At 61.7% G+C, this 25,704-nt stretch carries 27 protein-coding genes, 1 tRNA gene and 1 pseudogene; 22 read left to right on the forward strand and 7 right to left on the reverse strand.

The window, feature by feature from the left end; translation table 11 throughout:
• Positions 1–66: 66 nt before the first annotated feature.
• A pseudogene (locus ACZ5U1_RS04365) lies at positions 67–1,067 on the reverse strand (IS30 family transposase).
• An 87-nt stretch (positions 1,068–1,154) separates the two neighbouring features.
• Here ACZ5U1_RS04365 and ACZ5U1_RS04370 point away from each other — a divergent pair.
• A protein-coding gene (locus ACZ5U1_RS04370; protein ID WP_464778136.1) for an IS5 family transposase occupies positions 1,155–1,912 on the forward strand; the annotation gives its coding sequence in 2 pieces (ribosomal slippage) (positions 1,155–1,473 and positions 1,473–1,912; 759 coding nt in all).
• Between the two features lie 145 nt (positions 1,913–2,057).
• Here the strand turns inward: ACZ5U1_RS04370 and ACZ5U1_RS04375 are convergent.
• Positions 2,058–2,480, reverse strand: coding sequence for a DUF983 domain-containing protein (locus ACZ5U1_RS04375; protein WP_464779533.1), 423 nt, complete (start codon positions 2,478–2,480; stop codon positions 2,058–2,060).
• A 296-nt stretch (positions 2,481–2,776) separates the two neighbouring features.
• Positions 2,777–3,013 (reverse strand): hypothetical protein, encoded by a 237-nt coding sequence (locus ACZ5U1_RS04380; RefSeq protein ID WP_464779534.1) that lies wholly within the window; start codon positions 3,011–3,013, stop codon positions 2,777–2,779.
• A 206-nt stretch (positions 3,014–3,219) separates the two neighbouring features.
• On the opposite strand from ACZ5U1_RS04380, the gene ACZ5U1_RS04385 reads away from it, so the two are divergent.
• The 9 genes from ACZ5U1_RS04385 (at position 3,220) to ACZ5U1_RS04425 (ending at position 13,822) form a co-directional block, all read left to right on the forward strand.
• Positions 3,220–4,125, forward strand: a complete 906-nt coding sequence (locus ACZ5U1_RS04385) for a LysR family transcriptional regulator (RefSeq protein WP_464779535.1) — start codon at positions 3,220–3,222, stop codon at positions 4,123–4,125.
• A gap of 93 nt (positions 4,126–4,218) precedes the next feature.
• Positions 4,219–4,671: an NAD(P)H-dependent oxidoreductase subunit E gene (locus ACZ5U1_RS04390; protein ID WP_464779536.1), complete on the forward strand. Its 453-nt coding sequence runs from the start codon at positions 4,219–4,221 to the stop codon at positions 4,669–4,671.
• Positions 4,668–6,245, forward strand: coding sequence for an NADH-ubiquinone oxidoreductase-F iron-sulfur binding region domain-containing protein (locus ACZ5U1_RS04395; protein WP_464779537.1), 1,578 nt, complete (start codon positions 4,668–4,670; stop codon positions 6,243–6,245). Before ACZ5U1_RS04390 ends, ACZ5U1_RS04395 begins: the two co-directional genes overlap by 4 nt.
• On the forward strand, positions 6,242–9,088 hold the full coding sequence (fdhF, locus tag ACZ5U1_RS04400; protein WP_464779538.1) for a formate dehydrogenase subunit alpha: 2,847 nt from the start codon (positions 6,242–6,244) through the stop codon (positions 9,086–9,088). Before ACZ5U1_RS04395 ends, fdhF begins: the two co-directional genes overlap by 4 nt.
• Before the next feature lie 4 nt (positions 9,089–9,092).
• Positions 9,093–9,335, forward strand: a complete 243-nt coding sequence (locus tag ACZ5U1_RS04405; RefSeq protein WP_464779539.1) for a formate dehydrogenase subunit delta — start codon at positions 9,093–9,095, stop codon at positions 9,333–9,335.
• Positions 9,336–9,480: 145 nt separating this feature from the next.
• Positions 9,481–10,044 (forward strand): hypothetical protein, encoded by a 564-nt coding sequence (locus ACZ5U1_RS04410; RefSeq protein WP_464779540.1) that lies wholly within the window; start codon positions 9,481–9,483, stop codon positions 10,042–10,044.
• A 321-nt stretch (positions 10,045–10,365) separates the two neighbouring features.
• On the forward strand, positions 10,366–11,640 hold the full coding sequence (locus ACZ5U1_RS04415) for a tyrosine-type recombinase/integrase (RefSeq protein WP_464779541.1): 1,275 nt from the start codon (positions 10,366–10,368) through the stop codon (positions 11,638–11,640).
• 481 nt (positions 11,641–12,121) lie between these two features.
• Positions 12,122–12,385, forward strand: a complete 264-nt coding sequence (locus ACZ5U1_RS04420) for a helix-turn-helix transcriptional regulator (RefSeq protein ID WP_464779542.1) — start codon at positions 12,122–12,124, stop codon at positions 12,383–12,385.
• Positions 12,386–12,586: 201 nt separating this feature from the next.
• Positions 12,587–13,822, forward strand: a complete 1,236-nt coding sequence (locus ACZ5U1_RS04425) for an AAA family ATPase (RefSeq protein ID WP_464779543.1) — start codon at positions 12,587–12,589, stop codon at positions 13,820–13,822.
• 192 nt (positions 13,823–14,014) lie between these two features.
• Here the strand turns inward: ACZ5U1_RS04425 and ACZ5U1_RS04430 are convergent, their stop codons facing one another.
• A complete protein-coding gene (locus ACZ5U1_RS04430; protein ID WP_464779544.1) occupies positions 14,015–14,785 on the reverse strand; it encodes a hypothetical protein in 771 nt (256 codons plus the stop codon).
• 3 nt (positions 14,786–14,788) lie between these two features.
• Positions 14,789–15,250, reverse strand: a complete 462-nt coding sequence (locus tag ACZ5U1_RS04435) for a hypothetical protein (protein WP_464779545.1) — start codon at positions 15,248–15,250, stop codon at positions 14,789–14,791.
• 249 nt (positions 15,251–15,499) lie between these two features.
• On the opposite strand from ACZ5U1_RS04435, the gene ACZ5U1_RS04440 reads away from it, so the two are divergent.
• The 5 genes from ACZ5U1_RS04440 (at position 15,500) to ACZ5U1_RS04460 (ending at position 17,705) form a co-directional block, all read left to right on the forward strand.
• Complete coding sequence (locus ACZ5U1_RS04440; RefSeq protein ID WP_464779546.1) at positions 15,500–16,255, forward strand: hypothetical protein; 756 nt, start codon at positions 15,500–15,502, stop codon at positions 16,253–16,255.
• A 30-nt stretch (positions 16,256–16,285) separates the two neighbouring features.
• Positions 16,286–16,780 (forward strand): hypothetical protein, encoded by a 495-nt coding sequence (locus tag ACZ5U1_RS04445; RefSeq protein ID WP_464779547.1) that lies wholly within the window; start codon positions 16,286–16,288, stop codon positions 16,778–16,780.
• Positions 16,781–16,864: 84 nt separating this feature from the next.
• The gene (locus tag ACZ5U1_RS04450) at positions 16,865–17,281 is read left to right on the forward strand and encodes a hypothetical protein (RefSeq protein ID WP_464779548.1); all 417 of its coding nucleotides are present in this window, start codon (positions 16,865–16,867) and stop codon (positions 17,279–17,281) included.
• The gene (locus ACZ5U1_RS04455; protein WP_464779549.1) at positions 17,278–17,475 is read left to right on the forward strand and encodes a hypothetical protein; all 198 of its coding nucleotides are present in this window, start codon (positions 17,278–17,280) and stop codon (positions 17,473–17,475) included. The genes ACZ5U1_RS04450 and ACZ5U1_RS04455 overlap by 4 nt, the downstream gene beginning before the upstream one ends.
• Before the next feature lie 5 nt (positions 17,476–17,480).
• Positions 17,481–17,705 (forward strand): hypothetical protein, encoded by a 225-nt coding sequence (locus tag ACZ5U1_RS04460; protein ID WP_464779550.1) that lies wholly within the window; start codon positions 17,481–17,483, stop codon positions 17,703–17,705.
• A 169-nt stretch (positions 17,706–17,874) separates the two neighbouring features.
• On the opposite strand, the gene ACZ5U1_RS04465 is transcribed toward ACZ5U1_RS04460, so the two are convergent.
• Positions 17,875–18,165: a hypothetical protein gene (locus ACZ5U1_RS04465; RefSeq protein ID WP_464779551.1), complete on the reverse strand. Its 291-nt coding sequence runs from the start codon at positions 18,163–18,165 to the stop codon at positions 17,875–17,877.
• A gap of 25 nt (positions 18,166–18,190) precedes the next feature.
• Positions 18,191–18,280, reverse strand: a tRNA-Ser gene (locus tag ACZ5U1_RS04470).
• A gap of 335 nt (positions 18,281–18,615) precedes the next feature.
• Between ACZ5U1_RS04470 and ACZ5U1_RS04475 the strand changes: the two genes are divergently transcribed.
• From ACZ5U1_RS04475 to ACZ5U1_RS04505, 7 genes are all read left to right on the forward strand, one after another.
• Positions 18,616–19,662, forward strand: coding sequence for a lytic murein transglycosylase (locus tag ACZ5U1_RS04475; protein ID WP_464779552.1), 1,047 nt, complete (start codon positions 18,616–18,618; stop codon positions 19,660–19,662).
• 93 nt (positions 19,663–19,755) lie between these two features.
• Complete coding sequence (locus ACZ5U1_RS04480) at positions 19,756–20,919, forward strand: D-alanyl-D-alanine carboxypeptidase family protein (protein WP_464779553.1); 1,164 nt, start codon at positions 19,756–19,758, stop codon at positions 20,917–20,919.
• Complete coding sequence (gene tmk, locus ACZ5U1_RS04485) at positions 20,916–21,542, forward strand: dTMP kinase (RefSeq protein ID WP_464779554.1); 627 nt, start codon at positions 20,916–20,918, stop codon at positions 21,540–21,542. Before ACZ5U1_RS04480 ends, tmk begins: the two co-directional genes overlap by 4 nt.
• Positions 21,539–22,510, forward strand: a complete 972-nt coding sequence (locus ACZ5U1_RS04490; protein ID WP_464779555.1) for an AAA family ATPase — start codon at positions 21,539–21,541, stop codon at positions 22,508–22,510. The genes tmk and ACZ5U1_RS04490 overlap by 4 nt, the downstream gene beginning before the upstream one ends.
• Positions 22,511–22,554: 44 nt before the next feature.
• Entirely contained in the window at positions 22,555–24,129 is a 1,575-nt protein-coding gene (gene metG / locus ACZ5U1_RS04495) for a methionine--tRNA ligase (protein WP_464779556.1), read from the forward strand.
• Between the two features lie 4 nt (positions 24,130–24,133).
• Positions 24,134–24,922, forward strand: a complete 789-nt coding sequence (locus ACZ5U1_RS04500) for a TatD family hydrolase (RefSeq protein ID WP_464779557.1) — start codon at positions 24,134–24,136, stop codon at positions 24,920–24,922.
• Positions 24,919–25,704, forward strand: coding sequence for an MBL fold metallo-hydrolase (locus ACZ5U1_RS04505; RefSeq protein ID WP_464779558.1), 786 nt, complete (start codon positions 24,919–24,921; stop codon positions 25,702–25,704). Before ACZ5U1_RS04500 ends, ACZ5U1_RS04505 begins: the two co-directional genes overlap by 4 nt.

The raw sequence follows: 25,704 nt of genomic DNA on the forward strand, positions 1-25,704 counted from the left end.
GTGATTTTCTAAGGCAGAAGGCCGGTTTTAATCCCCCGTCATGCCAGCGAAAGCTGGCATGTAGATTCACGTTTGAAGTGCAACATTTGGATTGAAGCGAGAGAATGCCTCTGCGGGGTAAGGAAGTCGAGACATTTTCTTGGCGTATGATTGTATCGCTGTATGGCAGCGAGGATATCATCGGGGGTGATGGCATCGAGGTTGGTTTTGCGCGGCAGGCTGCGGCGGAGGCGTCCGATGGCATTTTCGACGCCGCCTTTTGCCAGGGTGATCGGACATCGCAGAAGAAGGTCTGGATGCCGATCTGGCTTGCGAGCTGGTGATGCCGGGCGAACTCGGGTCCATTGTCAAAGGCGATGGAGCGTCGGAGGGTTTGGGGCAGGTCGGCCAGCATGTCCGCCAGATGGCCTGCGGTTCTGCGGGCCTTTCGATCCTGTGGCCGGTGGATGATCGTGAACCGGGAGGCGCGTTCATGGGCGACGAGGATGGCCTGGCCATAGCGGGCAAACAGCATGAAATCGGCTTCCCAATGGCCTGGGCTTTGCCGATCATCGGCGTCGGGCGGGCGCTCGGTCAAGGGCGGCGATGCTTGATGATGTCGAGCATGCTCCCGCCGGTAGGGACAGGGTGACCGCGCCTGTGCCGGGCGCGTGGCAGCAGGCGATGCCAATAATCCTTCTGTGCCGAACGGTGGTAGATGAAGCGGTAGATTGACTCAGGGCTGATGAGGGTGCGACCATGTTCGCGCGTCAATCGGCCTGCGATCTGCTCGGGGGACCATCCCATCGCAAGGCCGTCCCTCACAAGGCCGCGCAGGTCCGGTTGGCGTTCCAGCTTGAAGCGGCAATCCCATCGGCGCCTGCGTTCGGCAAGCTGCTGGGCGCGGACAGGCTCATAGCCACCGGGCCAGACCTTGGTTCGCACGCTGTTGCGCCGCAGTTCGCGGCTGATCGTAGCTGGCGCCGCCCGAGATGCGCCGCTATGGCTCTTTGCGATTTACCGCCTGCATGCAGGCGGTAAATCTCGATCCGCTCCTCAAGGCTGAGCTGGCCATATCTCTGTCCCATCGCAACAACACCCCTAGGCGCTGTCTGCATTCACAGGATTCCCATTGAGTTGAAGTTCTGATTCAAGGTTGTCGAAGGAGACGATCATTGAGCAGACGTGCACTGACGGACGACCAGTGGGAGCGGATCAAAGGGCATCTTCCCGGGCGATCTGGCATGCCGGGCCGGAGCGGAGTGGATAACCGGTTGTTTGTCGATGCGATCTTGTGGATGGCGGGCAACGCAGCGCATTGGCGGGATCTTCCTGAGGTTTTCGGGAAGTGGACGGGGGTGCATGCCCGCTTTCGCCGCTGGTCTCACAATGGCGTGTGGGAAGAGCTTTTCCATGCCATGGCCGATACGCCCGACTTTGAGTATGTCATGATCGACAGCACGATCTCAAAGGTCCACGCCGACGCGGCGGGCGCAAAAGGGGGGCTCAAAGTGCCGCCATCGGTCGTTCGCGTGGCGGGCTGACAACCAAATTGCATGCCGTGGTCGATGCGATCGGCCTGCCGCTGCGCATCCATCCAACGCCGGGGCAATATGGCGATTGCCCGCAGGCCCAGTCCCTCCTGGCCGGGCTCAAGGACGTTGATCATGTCATTGCCGATGCCGCCTATGACGCCGATCCGCTACGCGCCTTCATCGCCGGTGAACTCGGCGCAACCGCTCAAATCAAGGCCAATCCCAGCCGCGCTGTCGCGCCGCCCATTGACTGGAGGCTCTACAAGGAGCGCCATCAGGTCGAATGCTTCTTCAACAAACTCAAACGCTTCCGTAGGATCGCCTTACGATGCGAGAAAACCATCTCAGCCTTCATGGGCTTCGTCCATCTCGCATGCGCCATGATCTGGATACGGTGAATGCAGACGGCGCCTAGCAGGTGTTGCACTTGTTCCGTGAACTCAGGGCATCTCAGGCGAACAGGTCTCAAGTGAACCCGGATCAGTTGCCGGGTGGTGCCAAAGGGAGCGCCGCAAAGGATGCTCCCCAAAATCGCCGGACTACTCAATCCCGCTTGTCCGACCCATCTCCGTGCAGCTTGGCCCATAAGTCCGCCGTCCCTGCCTCCTGCGCCTTCGTCACATATTGGGCGGCGACCAGCCAGCCCTTGATCGGGCGTAGCGGCAGCACTGTCGTCAATATGAGCACCGGGATACCGACGGCGATGTGCACCCATAGAGGCGGCCGCGCCAATATCTCCAGCATCACGATGAAGATGACGCCGGGAACGCAGGCGAACAACTGCACGAACACCGCTGGGCCATCCGCCGGGTCCGCAAAGGAATAATCCAGTCCGCAAAGCTCACATCGATCGCGGACGGTAAGAAACCCCTTGAAAATATGTCCTTCTCCGCACCGGGGGCAACGGCCCAGAGCGCCCGTTTCGATCAGCGAACGCCGCGGCAACTTATCCGACGGTTGAACCATGTCCTGCTTTCCCCTGTGCTGATTCCGGGCCTTTGTTGCCACAAGTCCATGTGATGATAGGGGAGCCTAATTCAATTAGCCTTTTTGTCCCACCTGCATATTGCTTCGCCAAAGGACGATGACATGCGCATTGACGTTACGGCATGGCCGCTGGAAAGTTATCACTGGATTGCGGCCGTCAACAATTTCTGTTAAACGCGCCGCGATTTGGATGCCCGACAGCATACAAGTCGCGCCCCCGGCATCCCTTGCTCGGGGGCGCTTTCATTTGTATCGGCCGCAATCCCCCTGGGTTATTAATGCGCAGGCTTTCCGCCTACGGGGTCGCCCGGCACGTCAAAATTTTCCATGGCGTCATGCAGGACCTGATCGGGACAGGAAGCGGCCAGCGCCCGCACCTTGTACCGCAACGCCAATTCCCGATGCGCCGCGACTTCTTCGGCAGGGGCGTGCCTTGCCAAGGCGTCGTTGACCTTGGCAGCTTCCTCCCGTGCGCGCCGGAACAAATAAGGTGCATCCGTTTGCCCAGACATTGCAACCTCCAGATGGTGAGGTGGAAGTGATAGCATGCTGGCTAACAATACTCCTTAACGAGGGTTAAGGCGAGGCGCAGGTGCGATCATCTGCAAAATCGGCCAACAGGATGCGCATACGGCTGAATTCTCGCCCGGTTTCCCCTTCGAGTGGTTACCATAGTTTCGCTCTATGAACTTGCGCCCGATCCAGTGTAGATGGCAGCATGCAGACGCGCCTTGTCGAATATTTCCTGGCGTTGGAGCGCGAAGGTCATTTCGCGCGCGCCGCGTCCTATTGTAATGTCTCGCAACCCACCTTGTCCGTGGGCATCGCGTCATTGGAAGCGCAGCTGGGAAAGCGGCTGATCCGGCGCGATCGCAAATATGTGGGTTTGACCGCAGAGGGAGAGGCAATTCTGCCATGGGCACGCCAATTGATCGCCGCTGCCGAAGCCCTTGGCCACGCGGCGGAAACGGCCCGTGGTCCGCTGAAGGGTGAATTAAGGCTGGGCGCAATCCCGGCCGCCATGCCGGTGATCGGCCATCTCACCGAAGCGATGCTGGAGCGCCATCGGGGCCTTAACATCTCCGTCCGCGCGCTCACTTCGCGGCAGATCGAGCGGGGCCTCGCCGCGTTCGAACTGGACGCCGGGATCACCTATCTCGATTTCGAGCCCCCGGCCCACGCCTTGTCAGTGCCCCTTTATACGGAGCGGGCGATCCTCATCGGTGCGGTTGGCGGTGCGGCGATACCCGATCCGCTCGATTGGGCCGATCTTGCGGACCTGCCGCTGTGCCTGTTGCATCAAGGCATGCAGAACAGACGTATCCTGGACGCCCGTCTGGCCGAACGGGGGCTTGCCCTGCGCCCGGTGGTCACGGCGGACAGCTATGTCGCACTGCTTGGCCTCGTGCAGCAGGGACGGCTCTGTTCCATCATTCCGGAAAATCATGCCACCTTGCTGGAAGGGCTGGCCTGGGCGCGTACCTATCCGCTGCCCGCCACAACGGAAGGTAGCCGGGTCGGCGTGATAGTGTCGGATCGCGCACCAATGGGGCCGCTGGCTCAAGCGGTCCTCAGCGTCGCGCGCGACCTGCGCCTGCCCAATGGATATCGCGCCGCTTCATAGAATATATCTATCAACCATTAGAGGCTTCAATTTGACCCGAGCCGAGTGGCCCGGCACCATGGCGGCGGATCGAAGGCTGCAGGCAGGGGCAGGATGGAAGCGTTTATCGAAAGCTGGACAGCGCGTCATGGCGCGACGCGCGACCAGTTACTGCCGCTTCTGCATGCGGTGCAGAACGAGGCGGGCTATATCGACGATGCGCAGGTCCTGATAATTGCGCAGGCGTTGAACCTCACCCGCGCGGACGTGCATGGCGTCATCACCTTCTACCATGATTTTCGCCGCGTTCCGCCCGGCCGTCACATTATGAAGCTCTGCCGGGCGGAAAGCTGCCAGTCACGCGGCGGCGCGGCGGTCGAACGTCAGGCGGCGCAAATTCTGGGCGTAGCCATGGGGGAGACCCGGGCCGACGGCCAGCTAAGCCTGGAGCCTGTCTACTGCCTGGGCCTCTGTGCGATCGGCCCGAACGCGCTGGTGGACGGCCGACCGGTTGCAGGGATCGATGCCAAAGCCCTGGAGCGGATCGCGGCGGAGATGGCGGCATGAGCCGGGTCTTTATCAGCCGAGATATGGCCTCCGTCGCGCTCGGCGCTGACGAAGTCGCACGCAGCTTCGCGGAAGCAGGGTGGGAAGTGGTGCGCACGGGATCGCGCGGCTTGTTTTCCATCGAGCCATTGGTCGAAGTGGAGACGGATGCAGGCCGCATCGGCTACGGGCCGGTCGGGCCGCAGGATGTCACAGCCGTGCTGGATGGCACGCATCCAGCAAAACTGGGCAAGGTGGACGAATTGCCCTTCTTCGCTGGCCAGCAGCGCTTTACCTTCGCGCGGTGCGGCATCATCGATCCGCTAAGCCTTACCGATTATGCCGCCCATGATGGTTGGAAGGGGCTGAAAAAGGCTCGCGCCATGCCTCCCCAGCAAGTGGTCGACGCGGTAAAGGCGTCGGGGCTGCGCGGACGCGGCGGCGCCGGTTTCCCGACCGGAATCAAATGGCAGACGGTGTTGGATGCGCCGGGCGTCCCCAAGTTCATCGTCTGCAATGCCGATGAAGGCGACAGCGGCACCTTTGCGGATCGGATGCTGATGGAGGGCGATCCCTTCTGCCTGATCGAAGGCATGGCAATCGCCGCCCATGCCGTCGGCGCGGCCCATGGCTATATCTATATTCGCAGCGAATATCCCTACAGCATCGCCACCATGCGCGCGGCGATCGACGCCAGCGCGCATCTCATGGCGCCTTTCACGCTGGAGGTGCGCGAGGGCGCGGGCGCCTATGTCTGCGGCGAGGAAACAGCGCTGCTCGACAGTATCGAGGGCAAACGCGGACAGGTGCGGGCAAAGCCGCCGCTCCCGGCCTTGCAGGGGCTATTTGGTAAGCCGACCGTCATTAACAATGTGCTGTCGCTGGCTGCGGTGTCCTTCATCCTGGCAGAGGGGCCGGACGCCTATGCGGCGGTTGGCTTTGGTCGTTCGCGCGGAACCATGCCGGTGCAGCTCGCAGGCAATGTGAAGCATGGCGGCCTTTATGAGATCGGCTTTGGTATCACGCTTGGCGAGTTGGTGAACGACATTGGCGGGGGCGCGGCGAGCGGTCGCCCCGTTCGCGCGGTGCAAGTGGGCGGCCCCCTTGGCGCTTACTTCCCGCCATCGATGTTCCATCTGCCGTTCGATTATGAAGCCTTTGCGCAAGCTGGGGGGCTAATCGGCCATGCTGGCATCACCGTCTTCGATGACAGCGTCGATATGGCGCATATGGCGCGCTTTGCCATGGAGTTCTGTTCGGTCGAAAGCTGCGGCAAATGCACGCCCTGCCGCATCGGATCGACACGCGGGGTAGAGATCATGGATCGGCTGTTGACCCGCAGGGCGGAGGGGCCGCCCCCTGCTAATCCATCAATTTCGGCAGGGCTGAACAAGGCGCTCTATTCACGAGCGCCCGGCGCCATGCAATGCGGCGTGGATGAGGATCTGCAACTGCTGCGCGACCTCGCCGACACGATGAAATATGGTTCGCTCTGCGCGCTGGGTGGTTTCACCCCCTATCCGGTGCTGAGCGCGCTCGACCATTTCCCTGAGGACTTTGGCGCGCCCGCGTCTACCAAGGAAGCCGCCGAATGACCTTCACCCGCGAAGCCGATCATGGCACGCCACCCGCCATTTCCACCGGCAAGTCCGTCACGCTCACAATAGATGGCGAGCGCGTCACCATGCCCGAGGGCACGAGCATCATGCGCGCCGCCTCGCTCACCGGCTGCTCCATTCCCAAACTGTGCGCCACTGACAATCTGGAGAGTTTCGGTTCCTGCCGCCTATGCCTGGTCGAAGTAGAGGGGCGCAGCGGCTATCCCGCATCCTGCACCACCCCCATCGCCGAAGGCATGGTGGTTCGCACCCAAAGCGATCGGCTGAAGCAGCTCCGCCGGGGGGTGATGGAACTTTATATCTCCGACCATCCACTCGACTGCCTGACCTGCGCGGCCAATGGCGACTGCGAATTGCAGGATCAAGCCGGTGCGGTGGGACTGCGCGAGGTCCGCTATGGCTATGACGGCGCGACCAATATGGGGCAGGCCAAGGACCAGTCGAACCCCTATTTCGACTTCGATCCCAGCAAATGCATAGTCTGCTCCCGCTGCGTGCGCGCCTGTGAAGAGGTGCAGGGCACCTTCGCGCTGACGATTGAGGATAAGGGCTTTGGATCGAAAGTCTCGGCGTCGCAGGGCGAGGATTTCCTTGGCTCCGAATGCGTATCCTGCGGCGCCTGTGTGCAAGCCTGTCCCACCGCCTCGCTAATCGAAAAGAAGGTGGTCGAGATCGGCACGCCCGACCGGGCCATCATCACCACCTGCGCCTATTGCGGCGTCGGCTGCACCTTCCGCGCGGAGATGCGTGGTGAGGAACTGATACGCATGGTGCCGTGGAAAGAGGGCAAGGCCAATCGCGGCCATAGCTGCGTCAAGGGCCGGTTCGCCTGGGGCTATGCCCAGCATCAGGACCGTATCCTCAACCCCATGATCCGCGCGTCCGTGGACCAGCCCTGGCGCGAGGTATCGTGGGAAGAAGCCATTGCCCACACGGCAGCGGAGTTCCGCCGCATCCAGGCCAAATATGGCACGCGCTCCATCGGGGGCATCACATCAAGCCGCTGCACTAATGAGGAAACATTCCTCGTCCAGAAGCTGATCCGCCAGGGCTTCGGCAACAATAATGTCGATACCTGCGCGCGCGTCTGCCACTCGCCGACCGGCTATGGGCTCAGCACGACCTTCGGCACCTCTGCCGGGACGCAGGATTTCGACAGCGTGATGCAGTCCGACGTGATCCTCGTCATCGGCGCCAACCCGACTGACGGCCACCCCGTATTTGCGTCGCGCATGAAGAAGCGGTTGCGGCAGGGCACGAAGCTGATCGTCATCGACCCGCGTCGCATCGACATGGTGAAGTCGCCTCATGTTCAGGCGGAACATCATCTGCCGCTGCGCCCCGGCACCAACGTCGCCATGCTGACGGCTCTCGCTCATGTCGTTGTGACCGAGAAGCTGTACGATGAACCCTTCATTCGCGCGCGCTGCGATTGGGACGAATTTGTCGAATGGGCCGAGTTCGTGTCACAGCCAGCCCGTTCTCCCGAAGCGATCGAACCGCTGACAGGAGTAAAGGCGGAGGAGGTCCGCGCCGCCGCTCGCCTCTACGCCACCGGAGGCAACGGCGCGATCTATTACGGCCTCGGCGTCACGGAACATAGCCAGGGCAGCTCGACCGTCATGGCGATCGCCAACCTCGCGATGGCGACCGGCAATGTCGGGCGTGAGGGCGTGGGCGTGAATCCGCTGCGGGGGCAGAATAATGTGCAGGGCGCCTGTGACATGGGCAGCTTCCCGCACGAATTTTCCGGTTATCGCCACGTTTCCGACGATGCCACCCGCGCGCTGTTCGAACAAAGCTGGGGCGTGGCGCTGGACCCCGAACCGGGGCTTCGCATCCCCAACATGCTGGATGCGGCGACCGACGGCACCTTCAAGGGCATTTTCATCCAGGGCGAAGACATTCTCCAGTCCGACCCCAATACGCACCATGTCGCGGCCGGGCTGGCGGCGATGGAGTGCGTCGTGGTGCAGGACCTCTTCCTCAACGAGACCGCCAATTACGCCCATGTCTTCCTGCCCGGCTCCACCTTCCTGGAAAAGGACGGGACCTTCACCAATGCCGAACGGCGCATTCAGCGCGTGCGCAAGGTGATGACGCCACTCAACGGCTATGAAGATTGGGAGATCGTGCAACTGGTCGCCAACGCCATGGGGCTGGACTGGACCTACAGCCACCCGGCGCAGATCATGGATGAAATCGCCGCGCTCACCCCGACCTTCGCGGGCGTGCATTATGACCGCCTGGACGCGGAAGGGTCGCTGCAATGGCCCGCGAACGACCGGGCTCCCCACGGCACGCCGACCATGCATATTGACGGTTTCGTGCGGGGCAGGGGCAAGTTCGTCGTCACCGACTATGTGCCGACCGATGAAAAGACCGGCCCGCGCTTCCCGCTATTGCTGACCACAGGGCGCATCCTTAGCCAATATAATGTCGGCGCGCAGACCCGCCGCACCGCCAATGCTGCCTGGCATCCCGAAGATCGACTGGAAATCCATCCCAGCGACGCGGAAAACAGGGGCCTTAAGGACGGTGATTGGGTAACGCTCCGCAGCAGGGCAGGGGAAACCACCCTGCGAGCGCTGGTGACCGAACGCGTCGCGCCGGGCGTTGTCTATACGACCTTCCACCATCCCGAAACGCAGGCGAACGTCATCACCACCGACTATTCGGACTGGGCCACCAATTGCCCGGAATATAAGGTGACGGCGGTGCAGGTGTCCGCGTCCAATGGTCCCAGCGACTGGCAGAAAAGCTATGACGCGCAAGCACGGCGCAGTCGGCGCATCGACATGATCCACGCAGCGGAATGACGGCATGACCGAAGACCACTCGATGATGTCCAATCAGGACCGGCTGGTCTATATGGCCAACCAGATCGCCAGAAACTTCATGACCATGGGCGAAGACAAAGCGGCACAGGCAGTCGCCGATCACATCGCCAAATTCTGGGAACCGCGCATGCGAGCGCAGATATTCGCTCTGCACGAGAAGGGGGCCGAGACATTCGTTCCGGTTGCCGACAGGGCGATCACTCTCTTGCGCGCCGGAGATTCCTGATCATTGCGGCTAAAAATAATAAGGCTAAATGCAGCACATCTCATTAGATCGCTGACATCGACAAGCGACACCACCGATCGGCTTTTTCCTCGCCAACCAGTTTGAGCGGGTGCAATGAGCGCTCTCCCAACTGGAGACCATCGTCGTGAAGAGCGAAGTACCGATCGTACTTAACACCGAGCTTTCAGAGCGCGAAATATTTTTGATTGGCTCGATCGTGTCGCAGTGGGGATTTTTGGAGTCCGATATTTTTGAGCAAACGCTTTTGTCGTTCGAGGATGGTGAAGACCTGCCCGCCTCAATGAACAATGCTCAATTTAGCTCAGTGCTGAAGCTGTGGATGGAACGCGTTGCCAACAAGCAAGACGGCGCCCGACAAGCGGTCTTGAAGGCGCAATATGACGAAATCCTCTACCTAAGCGATTTTAGGCAGGCAGTCGTCCATTCGCGGTGGGACTGGCGCCCCGACACTCCAGACGAAATCACGGCCGTTCGCGTCCATAAAAAGAGCGTAAAACGCGTCAAATTCACGGGCGACGAACTTGCCGATTTTTCGACGCGCTTGGGGCAGGTCCGCTATAGGATCCGGTATCCGGGTGGTCCTGAGGATCGCGCAACTGAATTAGCCGAGTCTGGTGGGTATATCAGCCGTCGCGGCTTTGAATTTCTGTTCGGCCGCGCGCAGTTGCCTGATCTGCGGGACGACTGACAGAATGCCCAATGCGGACGACTGGGAGTTGCGTCCTTATCTGACCGTATTCGGCCAGCCAAAAATGGGGTTAGAACGCAGGTTGTTATAGTTTGGGCCGCGCCATCAACTAATGGCGGACAGGGTGGGATTCGAACCCACGGTGAGCGTAAACCCACGGCGGTTTTCAAGTTTGGGACACCCGGCCCTGTAGTAACCTGTCACTGCACGCAGACACCTGTAAACGCCTTACGAATCAATAACATAACGTCCTTGCAAGCTCGCGAGCGCACGTCGTAGCACGGTATTACCTGTTACAAATGTGTTCGACGGAGCGTAGATATGGCGAAGCCAAAGCAAGAGCCGGTGAAGATTACGAAGGCGTTCATTGAGCGCGTCGCGATCCCAACCGAGGGATACGAAATCAGATGGGATGCGGCAGTGAAGGGCTACGGCCTCCGCGTCTCGTCGGAAGGTAAGAAGACCTTCATCGCGCTGGGCCGGGTGAAGGGGAAGCTGGTGCAGTTCACCATCGGCGCGTTTGGCACCTACACCGAGGAGAACGCGCGAAAGCGGGCGCAGAAGGTGTTGCAGGACATGCGCGAGGGGATCGACCCACGTGATGCGAAGCGGCATGACGAAGCGCTCAAGGTGACGTTGACCACAGTGGTTGAGGCTTATGTCGCCCGCCCCGGCAAGCTGAAGGCGAGCAGCAAGGCAACCATCGAACGCCATTTGCGAACGACCTTCGCCAGCCTTGCGCAGAAGCCCATTGCCTCGATCACCGAGGACCAGTGCAAGAAGCTGTATCGGAAGATGCTGACGGGCGGTTTGCACGGCAAGAAGGGCGCGCCGGGGCAAGCCAATCAGGCGTTCTCCGTCCTTGGTGCGCTCATCAACTATGCCAGCCGCCAATATAAGCTGGCGGACGGGTCGCCTGTCGTCGCGCTCAATCCCGTGGCCGTCCTCAAGGACGACCGGGTGAGGTTGAAGGCGCGGACCACACGCATCCCCGACAGCAAGGTCGGCGCGGTCTGGAATATGCTCAATCAGTTGCGCGAGGATTCGCACAACCCGCAAACGGTCGCGAGCATCGATTTGGTGACGTGGCTGCTACTGACCGGGTGCCGTCTATCCGAGGGCAACTCCCTTCGTTGGGATCAGATCAATTTGGACGAGGGCCATTGGCATCTGCCCGATCCGAAGAATTCTCATGAGGTATTCCTGCCGCTCAGCACGCAGGCTGTCGAATTGCTCAAGCGCCGCCGCGCTCTGACGAACGGCGACTTCGTGTTTCCTTCGTGGGGTAAGACCGGCCACATTGCGGACCCGCGCGACGTGATGAAGAAGGTGAGCGCGGCGGCTGGTGTCCGCCTTACGAACCACGACCTACGCCGCACGATGACGAACATATCGCTTCGGTGCTGCCGCATTGAGAAGTTTCGCACCGACCTGCTCACGAACCATCTGACCCGCGACGTGACCGCCGAGCACTACTTCGACACCACGAACCTCCAGTGGCTCCAGCCCGAGGTGCAGAAGATTGCGGACTGGATTGAGGTTGAGGCAGCGAAGGCGAGCGGCGCGAATGTGGTGTCGCTGCACGCGGCTGGGTGATGCACGCGGCAGGCCGCGCAGCCTCGCGCACAGCCCCGAGGCCGGGGTCGCCGCCGGGGTAGGGGCGGCACGGTGCCGATCGGGGCTGTAGCCGGCCTGTATTCGAGAGGCCGTCTCGGTCAGGTCCAAATCGCGCAATCGAGGGAAATCGGTCGAGGCCGGCGACCTGCTAATCGCCCCCTGATCGGTTTACGGACCAAAAATCTGCCAGCCTGATCTGTGCCGATGTTGGAAATGAGTGTTAACTCGCTTGCACGACCCATTACGAGCAGCATAAGGTAACTGCCGTCACTCACGGGTGACTGCGGCCGGACCCGCATCCACGAGAGAAGTTCCCGGAACCGAAGCCGACGTAGCAGGGGTGAAATTCCCTCAGGACTCGGACACTTTGCTGGAGGGTGTTCCTCCGGTGCTGGTGACCACAGCTCAACGTCCCTGATCGACGCTCCATGGCGCGCAGGGTGATGTGGAGTTCACCGGCATGATCGCCGATACCGATATGACGTTCGACCAGCTTTGTGAGCTGTTCAACTACACGCCCAAGGGCCGTCCGCTCGATCCGAAGGAAGCTGCCGAATTGATCGGCGTCTCGCCCGATACGCTGGAAGGCTATCGCGGACGTGGCATTCCCTTGCGCCACTTCGCACCACCCGGAACGCGGATTGTTCGGTATTCCGAACGCGATGTGCTGGCGTGGCTCGCTTCGGGTGCGCGCTACAGCACCAGCGAACAGGTCGCTGCCTGACCCTCCCCTCATGAATACCGGCAGGGTGGTGGCCCTGCCGGTGGAGTATCATCGTGAACAGCACCAATTTACAGGACCTCGCCGTGGGTCCGCAATCCCCGAGTGTTTTCCCGCAAAACTCACCGCCGCGTAAAAATTCGCCGGATGCGGATGGCGATGCGCGCACATTGACCTGTAGCCCGACCGGCGGGAGCCCTCGTCATGGTTGACCCCGAACTCGCCAAGCAGGGGTTCTTCTGGAACGATGCTCCATCTGACAACGCGGACCACACCGAACGCACTCAGCACGGCACCATCGTCAAGGTCGCTGCTGCATTCTTCGATGAAATGGACCGCCGCTCAGAAAAGGTGAACCTGCTCAAGCTGGACGGTCCCATATCGCGTGACGAATGGAACAGCGCGCGTGGCAAGCAACCCTGCATCGTGGATCGGTGGTTCTATGAGGATGTAGGCGTATTCATCGCGCCCGGTGGCACCGGCAAGACGACACTCCTGCTGTTTCAGCTAATCCATATCGTCCTCGGGCTGGACCTGTTCGGCTATGAGGTTCGGGCACCCGGTCCAGTGGTCCTGCTGACGGCAGAGGACAGCCGCGAGACGCTGATCGCCCGGTTGCGCTTCATGTGTCACGAGCTTGGTCTGACCGACGAGCAAGTTCAGGAGGTGCGCGATAGCGTCATCATCACCGACGTATCGGGCAAGGGGATCAAGCTGACCACGGTGGAGAAGGACGTGGTGATGCCCAGCAAGCAGCTTGATCGGCTGATTGTAGAGGTTGGCCTGCTCTGTCCGTCGCTCGTCGTCATCGACCCGATGGTGTCATTCGGTGTTGGCGAAAGCCGCATTAACGACGCGGAACAGGGCATGATTGATGCCGCGCGGCGCATCAGGAATACCGTGCGGTGCGCCGTGCTGTATGTTCACCACACCGGCAAGGCCAACGCTCGCGAGGAAACGCTAGACCAGTATAGCGGTCGCGGCGGCAGCGCGCTCGCTGACGGTGCCCGCATGGTGCATGTCCTACAGCGCCTCACCCCTGAAAAATGGACGGAGAGGACAGGCGATACGCTTGGGGAGAAGGAGGGCGGTTTCGTTCTTGCCCGACCCAAGATGACATGGTGCGAACCACAGCCCGACATCTACCTCAAGCGGCATGGTTATACGTTCCAGCGCCATGAAGCGGTGTCGGCGTCCGAGGGCGCGGCGGCGTCCATGCGGAAGAATTCGGACCTGCTCTGGCAGCTACTCAGGGACGAGTGGGAAAAGGGGGTTCGCCACTCCGGGCGGACGCTGGAAGACATCAGCCCAATTTCGCAGAAGGCGACCCGCAATACCTTGCGCCGCTTGCTCGAAGATGGGCGGGTCGTGATCGAAGCCAAGGCCAGTTCAGGACGCGGCGGCGCGCACAACCATCTTCGCCCCGTTGACCCGCTTTGACCACATCGACCGGCTTTGGTGCGTTGGGGCGTTATTGGTGCGCTTTGGTGCGCGTAACGCCCCTAGGGCGGGGCGCTACGCAGCCGCGTTGCTGCGTTAGCCCCTATAGGGAAACGCACCAAAGCAACGCTAAGTCAGTTCGCGCGTGGTCAACGGCAAAAGTGCTTTGGTGCGTTGCCCGCGCCTGTGTGGTCACTTTGTCACCAGCAGGCCGGACTTCTCTACGAGCGACTGCCCGGTCGGCAGAATCTGGACGGTGGCTGCCTTCTCGTCAAAGTGGACCAACGCCTTCTTATGAAGATCCTTCAGCACCTTGCGTTTGAAGTCGGTTCCATTCTTATACTCGACCCATGCTTGTAGCTGGGACACCGAGACGGGTTTGCTTTCGGCGTAGAGCAGGATCAGCACTTTCTGACCCGAGGTTTTTGCCGGTTCGAGAACGCGCCGAACATCACCACTCGACCACACCATATGGAAAGTCCGAGCGGTCACCGCCTCGACAACGGCATGGGAGTCGGCAAGCGGGAGTTTCGAGTAGTTGCGGACGAGTTCCCCCATCACCCATTTCATGCCGCGGAGGAAAAGCTCCGCATCCATGTGGTTGGGGCTGACCTCGGCAGACACATGGCCGATGGCGCGGTTGTTCCGCAGCTCATAGAGCGCCGCAAGCACCTTCGGAACCTGCATACACAGCGACTTACCTTTTGTGCCGTTGTGCTGCTCAAGGTTGCGACAAGCCTGAGGAAAGTTGCTCGGCTTGGACGGTGTCGCTGCGTAGGTGCCGGTCGCATGACCGGCGCAAACGCAATAGGCAATCTCGCAGAACTTACCTGCCTTGAGGCCGACCTTTTCCCAGTCCGCAGCGCGGTATTCATCAAGCGCCTGCTCAAATTCATCGATAAGAGGGTCGCGCAGCCCAGCCGGTATCGCGCTTAACGTGTCTCTCAGGCTTGGAAGACTCAAATATCAGCCCCTATCCCAGAAGTATTTCCACGCACCGTTGCCTTCTTTTGTGCGCTGAATGTCACCCCTGCCGAACATCTGCGTTAGCGCAGCGCCAACTTGATTGGGCGCGTGAGTCCAGCCCTTTCCTTTGAGACCTTCAACAATCTCTGTGGCAGACCGATGATCCTTGAAGAACCCCTCGTCCTTGAGCGTCAAAATCCTAGCAGCGCAAGATTGCCCCTTTGGCGGCGCACTTACTTTCCGTCTCTTGGCTCTGGGTTTCCCAGCCTGCTCCGGTGCTGCATCATCGGCCTCCGCCGGCTCGTCAATTGCCTGCGCCGGAGAGCCATTCGGCGGTCGGCTGCCGAAGCCAGCCTCCTCCAACAGCGGGAACAGCTTCGCAAGAAGCCCCTCTACGAAATCCTTCTCGCCTTCGATTTCCACCACACCGGCGGGTGCGTCTATATGAACCCTGTTCGTCATCTTACCCCCTTTCCCCTCAGCACATACTTGCCGGAGTGAAGCTCAGGATCAAGGGTTTCCTAGTTTGTTCCACAGCTGACCGTGGTCATCACCCGCAAATCGCCGAGCCGCGTATATGTTCTTTGCTGTGGGTCTGCCGCAGAACTGACCTAAGTAATTGTAATAGCAAAATAATTGCTTGCGGACCTTCAACCGCCCTTCCTAGCTTGTAGCCAATGTTTAGCCGCATCAAGCATAGGAGGCCCCAAAATGTCCGATGAAATGGACATCCGTATTTCGCCCACGCTTCATCCCGGTATCGCGGGTGAGATTCTCGACTACGACGACGACACTCGTCCGTTGCTTGGCCAGACCGAGACAGCGGTGGACGAGGCATTCAAAGCGTTGCAGTCGATCCACGACGCCAAGGCTGGCGCGGAGAGGAATCCGACTTGGAATGATGCGGCGCGCCTAGTCGCGGTCGACAATCACGCCACCAAGGTGATGAACAAGGTCTATGCGTCGTGGTCCCGCGCTGTGGACACGCTGAACGCCAATATCGCGACGATGGACAAGGAGTTGAACGCGCCCGTCGAGCAGCGCGCTACCGCGTCCATGGCTTCGGAAATCCGCGCCTACTTCCGCGACCTGAAACCGGGTCCGCGCATGAACGCGCTGCGGCAGGCAATCGAGGCGGGCGATGATGTGACTGTCACGGCGGTCCTCGGCGGTCGTCCCTACCTCTCCGGCCTCGAACCCGAACTGCACGCCGAGTTTCTGCGCGACTGGCACAATGCCCAGCGCCCGCTTGAAGCCAAGAAGGTCCGCGCGATGAAGGCAGCGGCTGACATGCTCAACAACCGATACAAGCTGCTGACCAAGGCGGTGACCGATGCGGTCGGCGACATCAAGATCTACGAAACGTCGAAGGTGAACGGCGCGCCGGTCCTCGTCAAAACGATCACCCCGGCAATGGTGCGCAAACAGGTGAAAGAGTCCAACGAAGCGTTCGCCATCCCGGTCTGACGCTTGTTCTAATCAAATCGAGGTAGTTCGATGAACGCCATCACCCCTCCATGGGGCACGGACTGGAAGCCTACGCCTCCGCCACCTGCAGCCGAGCCTCGCGGGCCGGGTAATCCGAACTGGATCGCTGGCGGACCTAGCCCGAATCCTGCCGGAAGGCCCGCAGGCATCCCGGATCGGCGTTTGCTGGCCACACAACAGATGCTCGACGAGATGCGTAACATCGTCGCGGTGCTGATCGGGAAGGCGCTGGAGGGAGATAGCAACTCGGCTGCGATTCTGATGGCGAAGTGCCTGCCCAGCATCAAGGCGCAGGCGGAGAAGGTGCAGTTCGAGTTTGATGCGTCCGCCCCGATCAGCGAGCAGGTCGCCCAGGTGCTGGATGGCGTAGCGCGCGGACAACTCGCTCCTGATGTCGGTCGGCTCATCATCGACAGCATCGCCCGCCTTGGCGACGTGCGGATGCAGGAGACCCTTGAGGCTCGGATTGAAGCGTTGGAGGCCGCGTCCGATGCCCGAACGTGAACTGCAATTTGTTGCACTTCGGTTGGAAAGGTCGGCGATGCGACCGACCGTACCCCGACGATTGACACATAGGGGCACCGGCTCATGACGACGATAACCACACAGCGGAACCGTGTCTTCACGGAGGCACCGGAACCGGATGACGTTCTGGTGCAGGTGATCCTATTCGGCGAGGGCGATACGCCCGGAACCGTTGCCGGTCGCAGCCTGCGTTACCTCCCAATCAGCGCCTATCAGGAATGCTTGGATTGGGCTGTGGCCATCGCGGACCAGATGGCGCGCCCGCTCTACGTCGTGCCCCTCAACCACGGCGACATTCTCAACACCGACCGCTGGACGCCGTTTGCCAACATGCTCGCCACCCTGAACGATCAGGAGCGCGGGGAACTGCGCCAGATAGCGGTTGCCAGCATGTGTGAACTGATGCGCGACTGCGACGACCGGGAGGTCCGCGCCGAAGCCTACGACATTCTCACTCAACTGAAGGTGATACGCCCATGACTGACAATACCGAATCTCTGAAAGCCGCCGAACCCGGTTCGCACCCGAAGGCGGAGAAGTATGGCATGTCCATCGAACATGCCGACCGCATCGTGCAGCGCCATTTCGGTGTCGCGGACGAGAACGCCGAACTCGCGGGCGGTGCGCTGGCCGCTGACATTGAGGTGAGCAGGGCGCTCGCCAAGAAGGGCTAACCACAGTGGCGGGCCTTCGGGCACTTCAGCGCCGCGTGGCGAAACTGGAGACCGCTCGGAAGCCGCGACCGTCGCCCATCGTCATCATGTGTGGCTCGTTCGACGCGTTCGCCGATGCCACATATGCGGAGGTGATGGCTGGCACGCTGGCAGGGGACTTCCTGCGAATCCTCGACCATCTCCGTGAATGGGACGAGGGCGGGGTATGGGCGCTGGCATATGCTCGCTGACGGTGCCGGCCAGTAGCAGCATGGGGTTGCGCGGGCTTTTGTCGCCTTCACCCGCGCCGAGGATCAGCGGACGGTCCCTCGTTAATCGAACATCCGCAGCAGCGGGGGTAGGCGACACTCCTTCCGCCCTGACGCTGTCAGCACCCTGCGCCTCGTGCGCGGGGTGCTGCTATGAGCCTTCGCTCTGCCGCTTCTGCAACTCTGCATCGATCGGCTTTGCCATCATGGACAGTAGGTTGCCTAGCTTCGTCAGAGCTTCTTCAAAAGCTGCACTGCTGGGCTCGCCATCGTCATTCAGAGATTCGCCGATCTGCTTCCAGAACGATGCACGTTGAGCGGCGAACTCGATAGGATTGAAGCCGGGCTCGGAGGCGCCCTCCAGCAGAGTTTGAGTGACCGTGGCGAGTTCCAGCGCGGCGATGCGGGCGCGCAGCTTAATGATGTCGTCTTCTATCGCCATCGATATTCCCCTGCTTCATTCTAGTTGGCGGAAGCGGTGGGATTCGAACCCACGGACGGCTTGCACCGTCGCTGGTTTTCAAGACCAGTGCCTTAAACCACTCGGCCACACTTCCATGCCGGCCCAGCGACGGCGGCTACAACTCTGCTACAAAGGCGAAAATCGCGCTCGCGCAGCATGTTACCGACCTGTCGCTAAGCGACTCTAATTGCCTTCCTTTTCCTCCATCACGCCCGATGCAGCCTCGCAACCCCCAGCAGCTTTCAAGACCGCTGCCTTAAACCACTCGGCCACCTGTCCGTCCGCTCGCTTCCTAGCGAAGCTTTGCGTCATGCCAAGCGTAAAATGAGCAAAATCCGCTTTCGGCGCGTTCTTCTGGGAACGGAAGCGACAAGGGGGATTTCGCCTCCTGCTGTCGCTGTGCCACAAAGGGCTGAGGGAGATTCTCTAATGCGTTCAACCATTCACTCGCTTCTACTGCGTCTTGCCGTCGTCACGGCGGGCAGCTTGATGGCGGGGCCTGGCATGACGCAGGACATGGCGCAGGACGCGGGTTTTCGCAGCTATCTGGAAACGCTACGACCAAAGGCGCAGGCGATGGGCATCCGCTCTTCCACGCTGGATTCCGTCTTCCCCACGCTCACGCCGAACCCGCGCGTCGTCCAACTGGATCAGAACCAGCCGGGGGGAGGGGCCTATTCGCCCATTCCCAATTTCGAACCCTATCGGCGCCAGCATGTCGATGCCGCGCGCATCAGCCGTGGCCGCACCGCTTATCAGGCGAACCGCGCCCGGCTTGCTCGGATAGAGGTGGAAACCGGCGTGCCGGAGGAAATCATGGTCGCGATCTACGGCCATGAAACCAATTATGGTTCCTATACCGGCGACTTCGACCTCATCCGCTCGCTTGCGACGCTGTCCTATGAAGGGCGCCGCCGCACCCTGTTCGAACCGGAATTGCTGGCGACGCTCAAGATGCTGGACAATGGCGTGCCGCGCAGCCGCCTGATCGGCAGCTGGGCAGGGGCGACGGGCTATCCCCAATTTCTTCCCAGCGTCTATCTGCGTCTGGGCAAGGATGGCGACGGCGATGGACGCGTCGATATCTGGAACAGCGAAGCGGACGCGCTGGCCTCCATCGCCAATTATTTCGTCAATGCCGGTTGGCGGCGCGGCCAGCCATGGGGCGTCGCCGTATCGGTGCCCGCCGGGTTCAACCGGGCTAGCGTATCGGCACGGCTTTCACCCGCGCGTTGTCCCCGAGTGTTCAATCGTCACAGCCGCTGGCTGACAATGGCCGAATGGCGCAGCCGGGGCATCGTCCCGACCGGCGGCAGCTGGCCAGCGGACACGGTCATGGCAACGCTGCTCGAACCCGATGGTCCGGGCAAGACCGCCTATCTGCTCACCAGCAATTACCGGGCGATCCTTGATTATAATTGCTCGAATTTCTACGCGCTGTCGGTCGGGCTGCTTGCCGACGCCGTCAGGCAGTAAAGCGCCAGCCCTCTTGAGAATGTGTCTGTCATGGCTAATGACAGGGGCACGGCATTCTCATCACCCGAATCCATCAGTGCGAAGGCAGTCCTCATGAACAAGTCACTAGCCGCCATCCTCTTCGTCGGATTGCTGGCGCAGCCTCTCACGGCCGCCGCGCCTCCTTACACCAGTGAGGCGCCCATCGCTTACATGAAGGACCTGTCGTCGGGCGCCGTGCTCTATGACAAGGGCGGCGAAACGCGGATGCCGCCCGCCTCCATGGCGAAGATGATGACGGCGCACGTCGCCTTCCGCCTGATCCAGAAGGGCGACCTGAAGCTCGACACGAAATTCACCGTCCGCCCCGAAACCTGGAAGCAGTGGCACGGCCCTGCGGCCGGTTCGACCATGTTCCTGTCGGCGGGCGAGCAGGTGTCTGTCGAAAATCTCCTCCACGGCATCGTGACCCTGTCCGGCAATGACGCCTGCGTCGTGCTGGCCGAAGGGATCGCCGGGACGGAGCAGGCCTTCGTCGCGCAGATGAATGACGAAGCCAAGCGCCTTGGTCTTAAGAACAGCCATTTCGGCACCAGCAACGGCTGGCCCGATGAAGGCGTCACCTACGTAACTGCGCAGGATCTTGCCCTTCTTGCCGAAGCCACGATCGAGGAGACACCGGACCTCTACAAGCGCTTCTACGCCACCCGCTCCTTCACCTGGGGCAAGACCATGGGCGGCTCCGACATCGCGCAGGGGAACCGCAATCCGATCCTGGGTAAGGTCGCGGGCGCCGATGGTCTGAAGACCGGCCATACGCAGGAAGCAGGCTACGGCTTTACCGGTTCAGCCGAACAGGACGGCCGCCGCCTGGTCATGGTCGTGGCAGGCCTTACCAGCTTTAATGGCCGCATCGAGGAATCGGTTCGGTTCATGGACTGGGGCTTCAAGGCGTGGAAGGCGCAGCCGCTCTTCAAAAAGGGCCAGACCGTCGACACCGCTGAAGTTCAGCTGGGCAGCGCAACCAGCGTGCCGCTCGTCGCGCCGCAGGACATGGCCGTAACTCTGCCCCGCACTGCGTCGGGCAACATCTCGGTCAAGGTCGCCTATACCGGCCCGATCAAGGCACCGATCGCAAAGGGGCAGAAGGTCGCCGAACTGATCGTCTCCACCCCCGACACCCCGCCGCAGGTGCTGCCTCTGGTCGCGGGTGAGGAAGTGTCTGAAGCCGGCATCTTCGGTCGCCTCTGGAACGGCCTGAAGTCCTTCTTCGGGTGACACGCGGCCGGTTCATCACTCTGGAGGGCGGGGAGGGCGCCGGTAAATCGACGCAGCTCCGCGCCCTCGCCGCCGCCTTGCGCGCCAAGGGGCTGGAAGTCGTGGAAACCCGCGAACCCGGCGGCAGCGAAGGCGCGGAAGCCATCCGCGCGCTTTTGCTCACCGGCACCGCCGACCGCTGGAGCCCCCGCGCCGAAGCGCTCCTTTTCGCCGCAGCCCGCGCCGATCATATCGAAAAGACAATCCGCCCCGCGCTAGATCGCGGCGCCTGGGTTTTGTCCGACCGCTTCCTCGACAGCAGCCGCGCCTATCAGGGCATGGGCGACCTCACCGACGCCCACATACTGACCCTCCACCGCATCGGCAGCGCCGACTTCCTCCCCGACCGAACCTTCTTCCTGACACTCCCTGAAGCAGAGGCACAGCAACGCGCCTGGTCCCGCGACGGAGACGCCGCCGACCGCATCGGCGGCCGCGACGCAGCCTTCCACGCCAATGTCGCTGCCGCCTTCACCCGCTTCGCCGATCAGGACCCCGCCCGCATCCGCACGATAGACGCGTCAGGCCACCCCGAAGCCGTAACCTCGCGCCTCCTCGCAGCGCTCCACGACCTGCTGCCATGATCGCCATCCTCGGCCATGACACCCAAGCCGACACGCTGCTCGCCGCCGCCCGCAGTGGCCGCATGCATCATGGCTGGATACTCGCTGGCCCGCGCGGAATCGGCAAGGCTAGCTTCGCCCGCGCGCTCGCCCTTCGCCTCCTAGCCGAAGCAGCAGGCCCCGCACCCGACGGCGAAGGCCTGTCCGTCCCCACCGATCACCCCATCCGCAAGCTGATCGAGGCCGAAGCCCATCCCGACTACGCCGAACTCTACTGCCTGGAAAAAGAAACCGGCACCGCCCGCAACATCTCCGTCGATCAGGTGCGCGGCCTCCAGCGCCTCGTCCAGTCCGCCCCGTCGCTGTCGCCCCGCCGCATCGTCGTCATAGACAGCGCCGACGACCTCGAACGCGGCGCCGCCAACGCGTTACTCAAAACGCTGGAAGAGCCACCCGCCGACATGCTCTTCTTCCTCGTCAGCCACGCGCCCGGCCGCCTCTTGCCCACCATTCGCTCGCGCTGCCGCACCCTGCGCTTCGACCCGCTCGACAGCGAAGCCATGCGCACCATCCTCCGCCGAGAGCAGCCGGACCTCCCACCCGCAGACATAGAGGCGCTTGCCGCCCTGGGAGAGGGCGCGCCCGGGAAGGCCCTGCGCTACGCGGGCCTCGACGTAACCGACCTGGACCGCATGCTCCGCGCCATCGCGGCGGATGGCGACCCCGGCAACCGCCACCGCCTCATCCTCGCAAAGCAGCTCTCCGGCAAAGCTGCGCGCCCCCGCTATGAAGCCTTCCTCGAACGCGTCCCCGCCTTCATCGCCGACGCCGCCCGCCAGCGCAGCGGCCCCGCGCTCGGCACAGCACTGGACCACTGGGAAGCCGCCCGCCAACTCGCCAGCGGCGCCATCATCCTCTCGCTCGACCCCGCAGCCGTTGCTTTCGAACTCGCGGGCCATGTCGCCGCGCTCGCCCCGGATCAGCGTTGAAAAGCAGGCTTTGCGCGCGCCTTAACAGCCGCTAGGGAAGGCGCATGTCGCAGCCCTACACCATCACCACCGCCATCAGCTATCCCAACGGCCGCCCCCATATCGGCCATGCCTATGAGGTGATCGCCACCGACGCGATCGCTCGGTTCCAGCGGATGATGGGCCGCGACGTCTTCTTTCAGACCGGCACTGACGAACATGGCCTGAAAATGGATCAGGCCGCCCGCACGCGCGGCATCGAACCGCGCGCCCTTGCTGACGAAATGTCAGGCTATTTCAAGGATATGAACGACAGTCTGAACATCAGCTATGATCGTTTCATCCGCACCAGCGAGCCTGACCATCACCGCGCATCCCAAGCCATCTGGCAGGCGATGGAGGCCAATGGCGACCTGTATCTCGGCCGCTATGAAGGCTGGTACTCGGTCCGCGACGAAGCCTTTTACGACGAAAAGGAACTGGTCGATGGGGAAGGGGGCGAAAAGCTCTCACCTCAGGGCACGCCGGTCGAATGGACTGTCGAGGAAAGCTGGTTCTTCCGCCTGTCCGCCTATCAGCAAAAGCTGCTCGACCTCTACAACAGCCAGCCCGACTTCATTCAGCCCGACAGCCGGCGCAACGAAATCATGCGCTTCGTAGAAGGCGGCCTTTCCGACCTCAGCGTCTCGCGCACCAGCTTCGACTGGGGCGTCAAGGTTCCGGGCAGTGCCGAAGCCGGTACATCTCATGTCATGTATGTCTGGGTCGATGCGCTCACCAATTATTTGACCGGCTGCGGCTATCCCGACAACGCCGAGCGCATGGCGCGCTACTGGTCGGAAGGTGGCGACATCACGCACATTATCGGAAAAGATATCGTGCGTTTTCATACCGTTTACTGGCCAGCATTCCTGATGAGTGCAAAGCTGCCTTTGCCCAAGCAGATCTTCGGTCACGGCTTCCTCCTCAACCGTGGTGAGAAGATGTCGAAGTCAGTCGGCAACGTCGCCGACCCGATGGAACTGGCCGAGCGTTTCGGCGTGGACCAGCTCCGCTATTTCCTCCTGTCCGAAGTCACTTTCGGCAATGACGGCAGCTACAGCGCAGAGGCGATCGTTGCCCGATCGAACAGCGACCTAGCCAACAGCTTCGGAAATCTGGCGCAGCGGACCCTGAGCTTCATCGCCAAGAATCTCGAAGGTCGCTTGCCCGAACCCGCGCCGCAGGATGTGGACCGCGATCTGCTGAAAACAATCAGCGACGCTGCCCAAACCTTCCAAACCGCCATGGCCGATCTCGCGCCCTCCACAGCGATCGAAGCATGGATGCGCGCCGTGTTCGCCTGCAACGCTTATATCGACGCGCAAGCACCCTGGGCCTTGCGCAAGACCGACCCGGCGCGGATGGAAGCGGTGCTGGCGACGCTTTACGAAGCCATCGCCAACCTCGCCATCATCATCCAGCCCGTGATCCCGGCCAGCGCCACCGCGCTGCTCGATCAGATGGGCGTTCCGCAGACGAGCCGGACCTACGAAGCGATCGGCAGCAGCAGCTACGCCGACCTCCGCGCCAGCGGCTTCACCCTCAGCGCGCCCAAGCCACTCTTCCCGCGCCTCGAACTCACCGAAGCGGACGCCTGACCCCATGCTGATCGACAGTCATTGCCACTTGAATTACAAAGGCTTGGTCGAATATCAGCAGAATGTGCTTGAACGGGCGCGCTCCGCTGGCATCGATCTGATGCTCAACATCGCGACGCGCGAAAGCGAATGGGATGCGGTGCTCGCGACAGCCGAACAGCAACCCGATGTCTACGCCACAGTGGGAATCCATCCCCACGAGGCCGACGAACATCCCCACATCGACACGGCCAAACTGATCGAACGCGCCGCCCATCCACGGGTCGTAGGCATCGGGGAAACCGGCCTCGACTATTATTATGATCATAGCGACCGCGCCCGGCAGCAAAGCAGCTTCCGCGCCCATATCGCCGCGTCCCGCGCGACCGGCCTGCCCCTCATCGTCCACACCCGCGATGCCGAGGAGGATACCCTCGCCATCCTGCGCGAGGAAATGGGGCAGGGCGTCTATCCCGGCGTCATCCACTGCTTCACCGCCAGCGGAGCCTTTGCCGATGCGGCCCTGGACCTCGGCTTCTACATCAGCATTTCGGGCATCGTGACCTTCAAGAGCGCGAAGGATCTTCAGGAAACCGCTGCCCGTCTGCCGCTCGACCGGCTGCTGGTCGAAACGGACTCTCCCTTCCTCGCGCCCGTGCCGCACCGTGGCAAGCCCTGCGAACCGGCATTCGTCGCCGATACCGCGCGCTTCCTGGCAAAGCTGCGCGGCGAAAGCGTGGAGCAACTGGCCGCCGCAACCTCAGCGAACTTCCACAGCTTGTTCAGCAAGGCCGGAGCAGCGCAAAAGGCATGAGCCTTAAGCTCACCATCCTGGGCTGCGGCACTTCTTCGGGCGTCCCGCGGATCGGCAATGACTGGGGAAGCTGCGACCCTGCCGAGCCGAAGAACCGGCGGACACGGGCCTCGATCCTGGTAGAAAGCCCCACCACGCGCCTCCTGATCGATACGTCCCCCGACATGCGTGCCCAGTTGCTGGCCGCCGATGTCATCCATATCGACGCCATTCTCTGGACCCACGACCATGCGGATCATTGTCACGGCATCGATGACGTGCGCCAGCTTTACCACCACCGCCGCACGCCCGTGCCAGGCTATGCCCGCCGCCAGACGCTCAAACTTCTGAAGGAACGCTTTGCCTACGCCTTTGAAGGACGACAGGGCTATCATCAGACCATTGAACCGCATGTGCTGCCCGATGGCCTGCGCATCGGTGACATCGACATCGCTTGCACAGACCAGCCCCATGGCGAGATTTACTCAACCGGCTTTCGCTTCACATCGGGTGGCCGGTCGATAGGCTATGCCACTGATTTTCATGATCTTACAGCCGACATGATCAGCCTTTACGACGGGTTGGACGTCTGGGTTGTCGACGCCCTCCGCGAAAAGCCGCATCCGACCCATCCGCATCTGGCCCTGACCCTCGATGGCATTTCGGCCGTCCGTCCCGGCCGCGCCGTTCTCACGCATATGGATCAAAGCATGGACTATGCGGCTCTGTTGAAAACGCTGCCGGACGGCGTGGAGCCCGGCTATGATGGCATGTGGATCGAATTGAACGGGGATGGGGGCTGA

Source organism: Sphingobium sp. TomTYG72 (assembly GCF_055394715.1).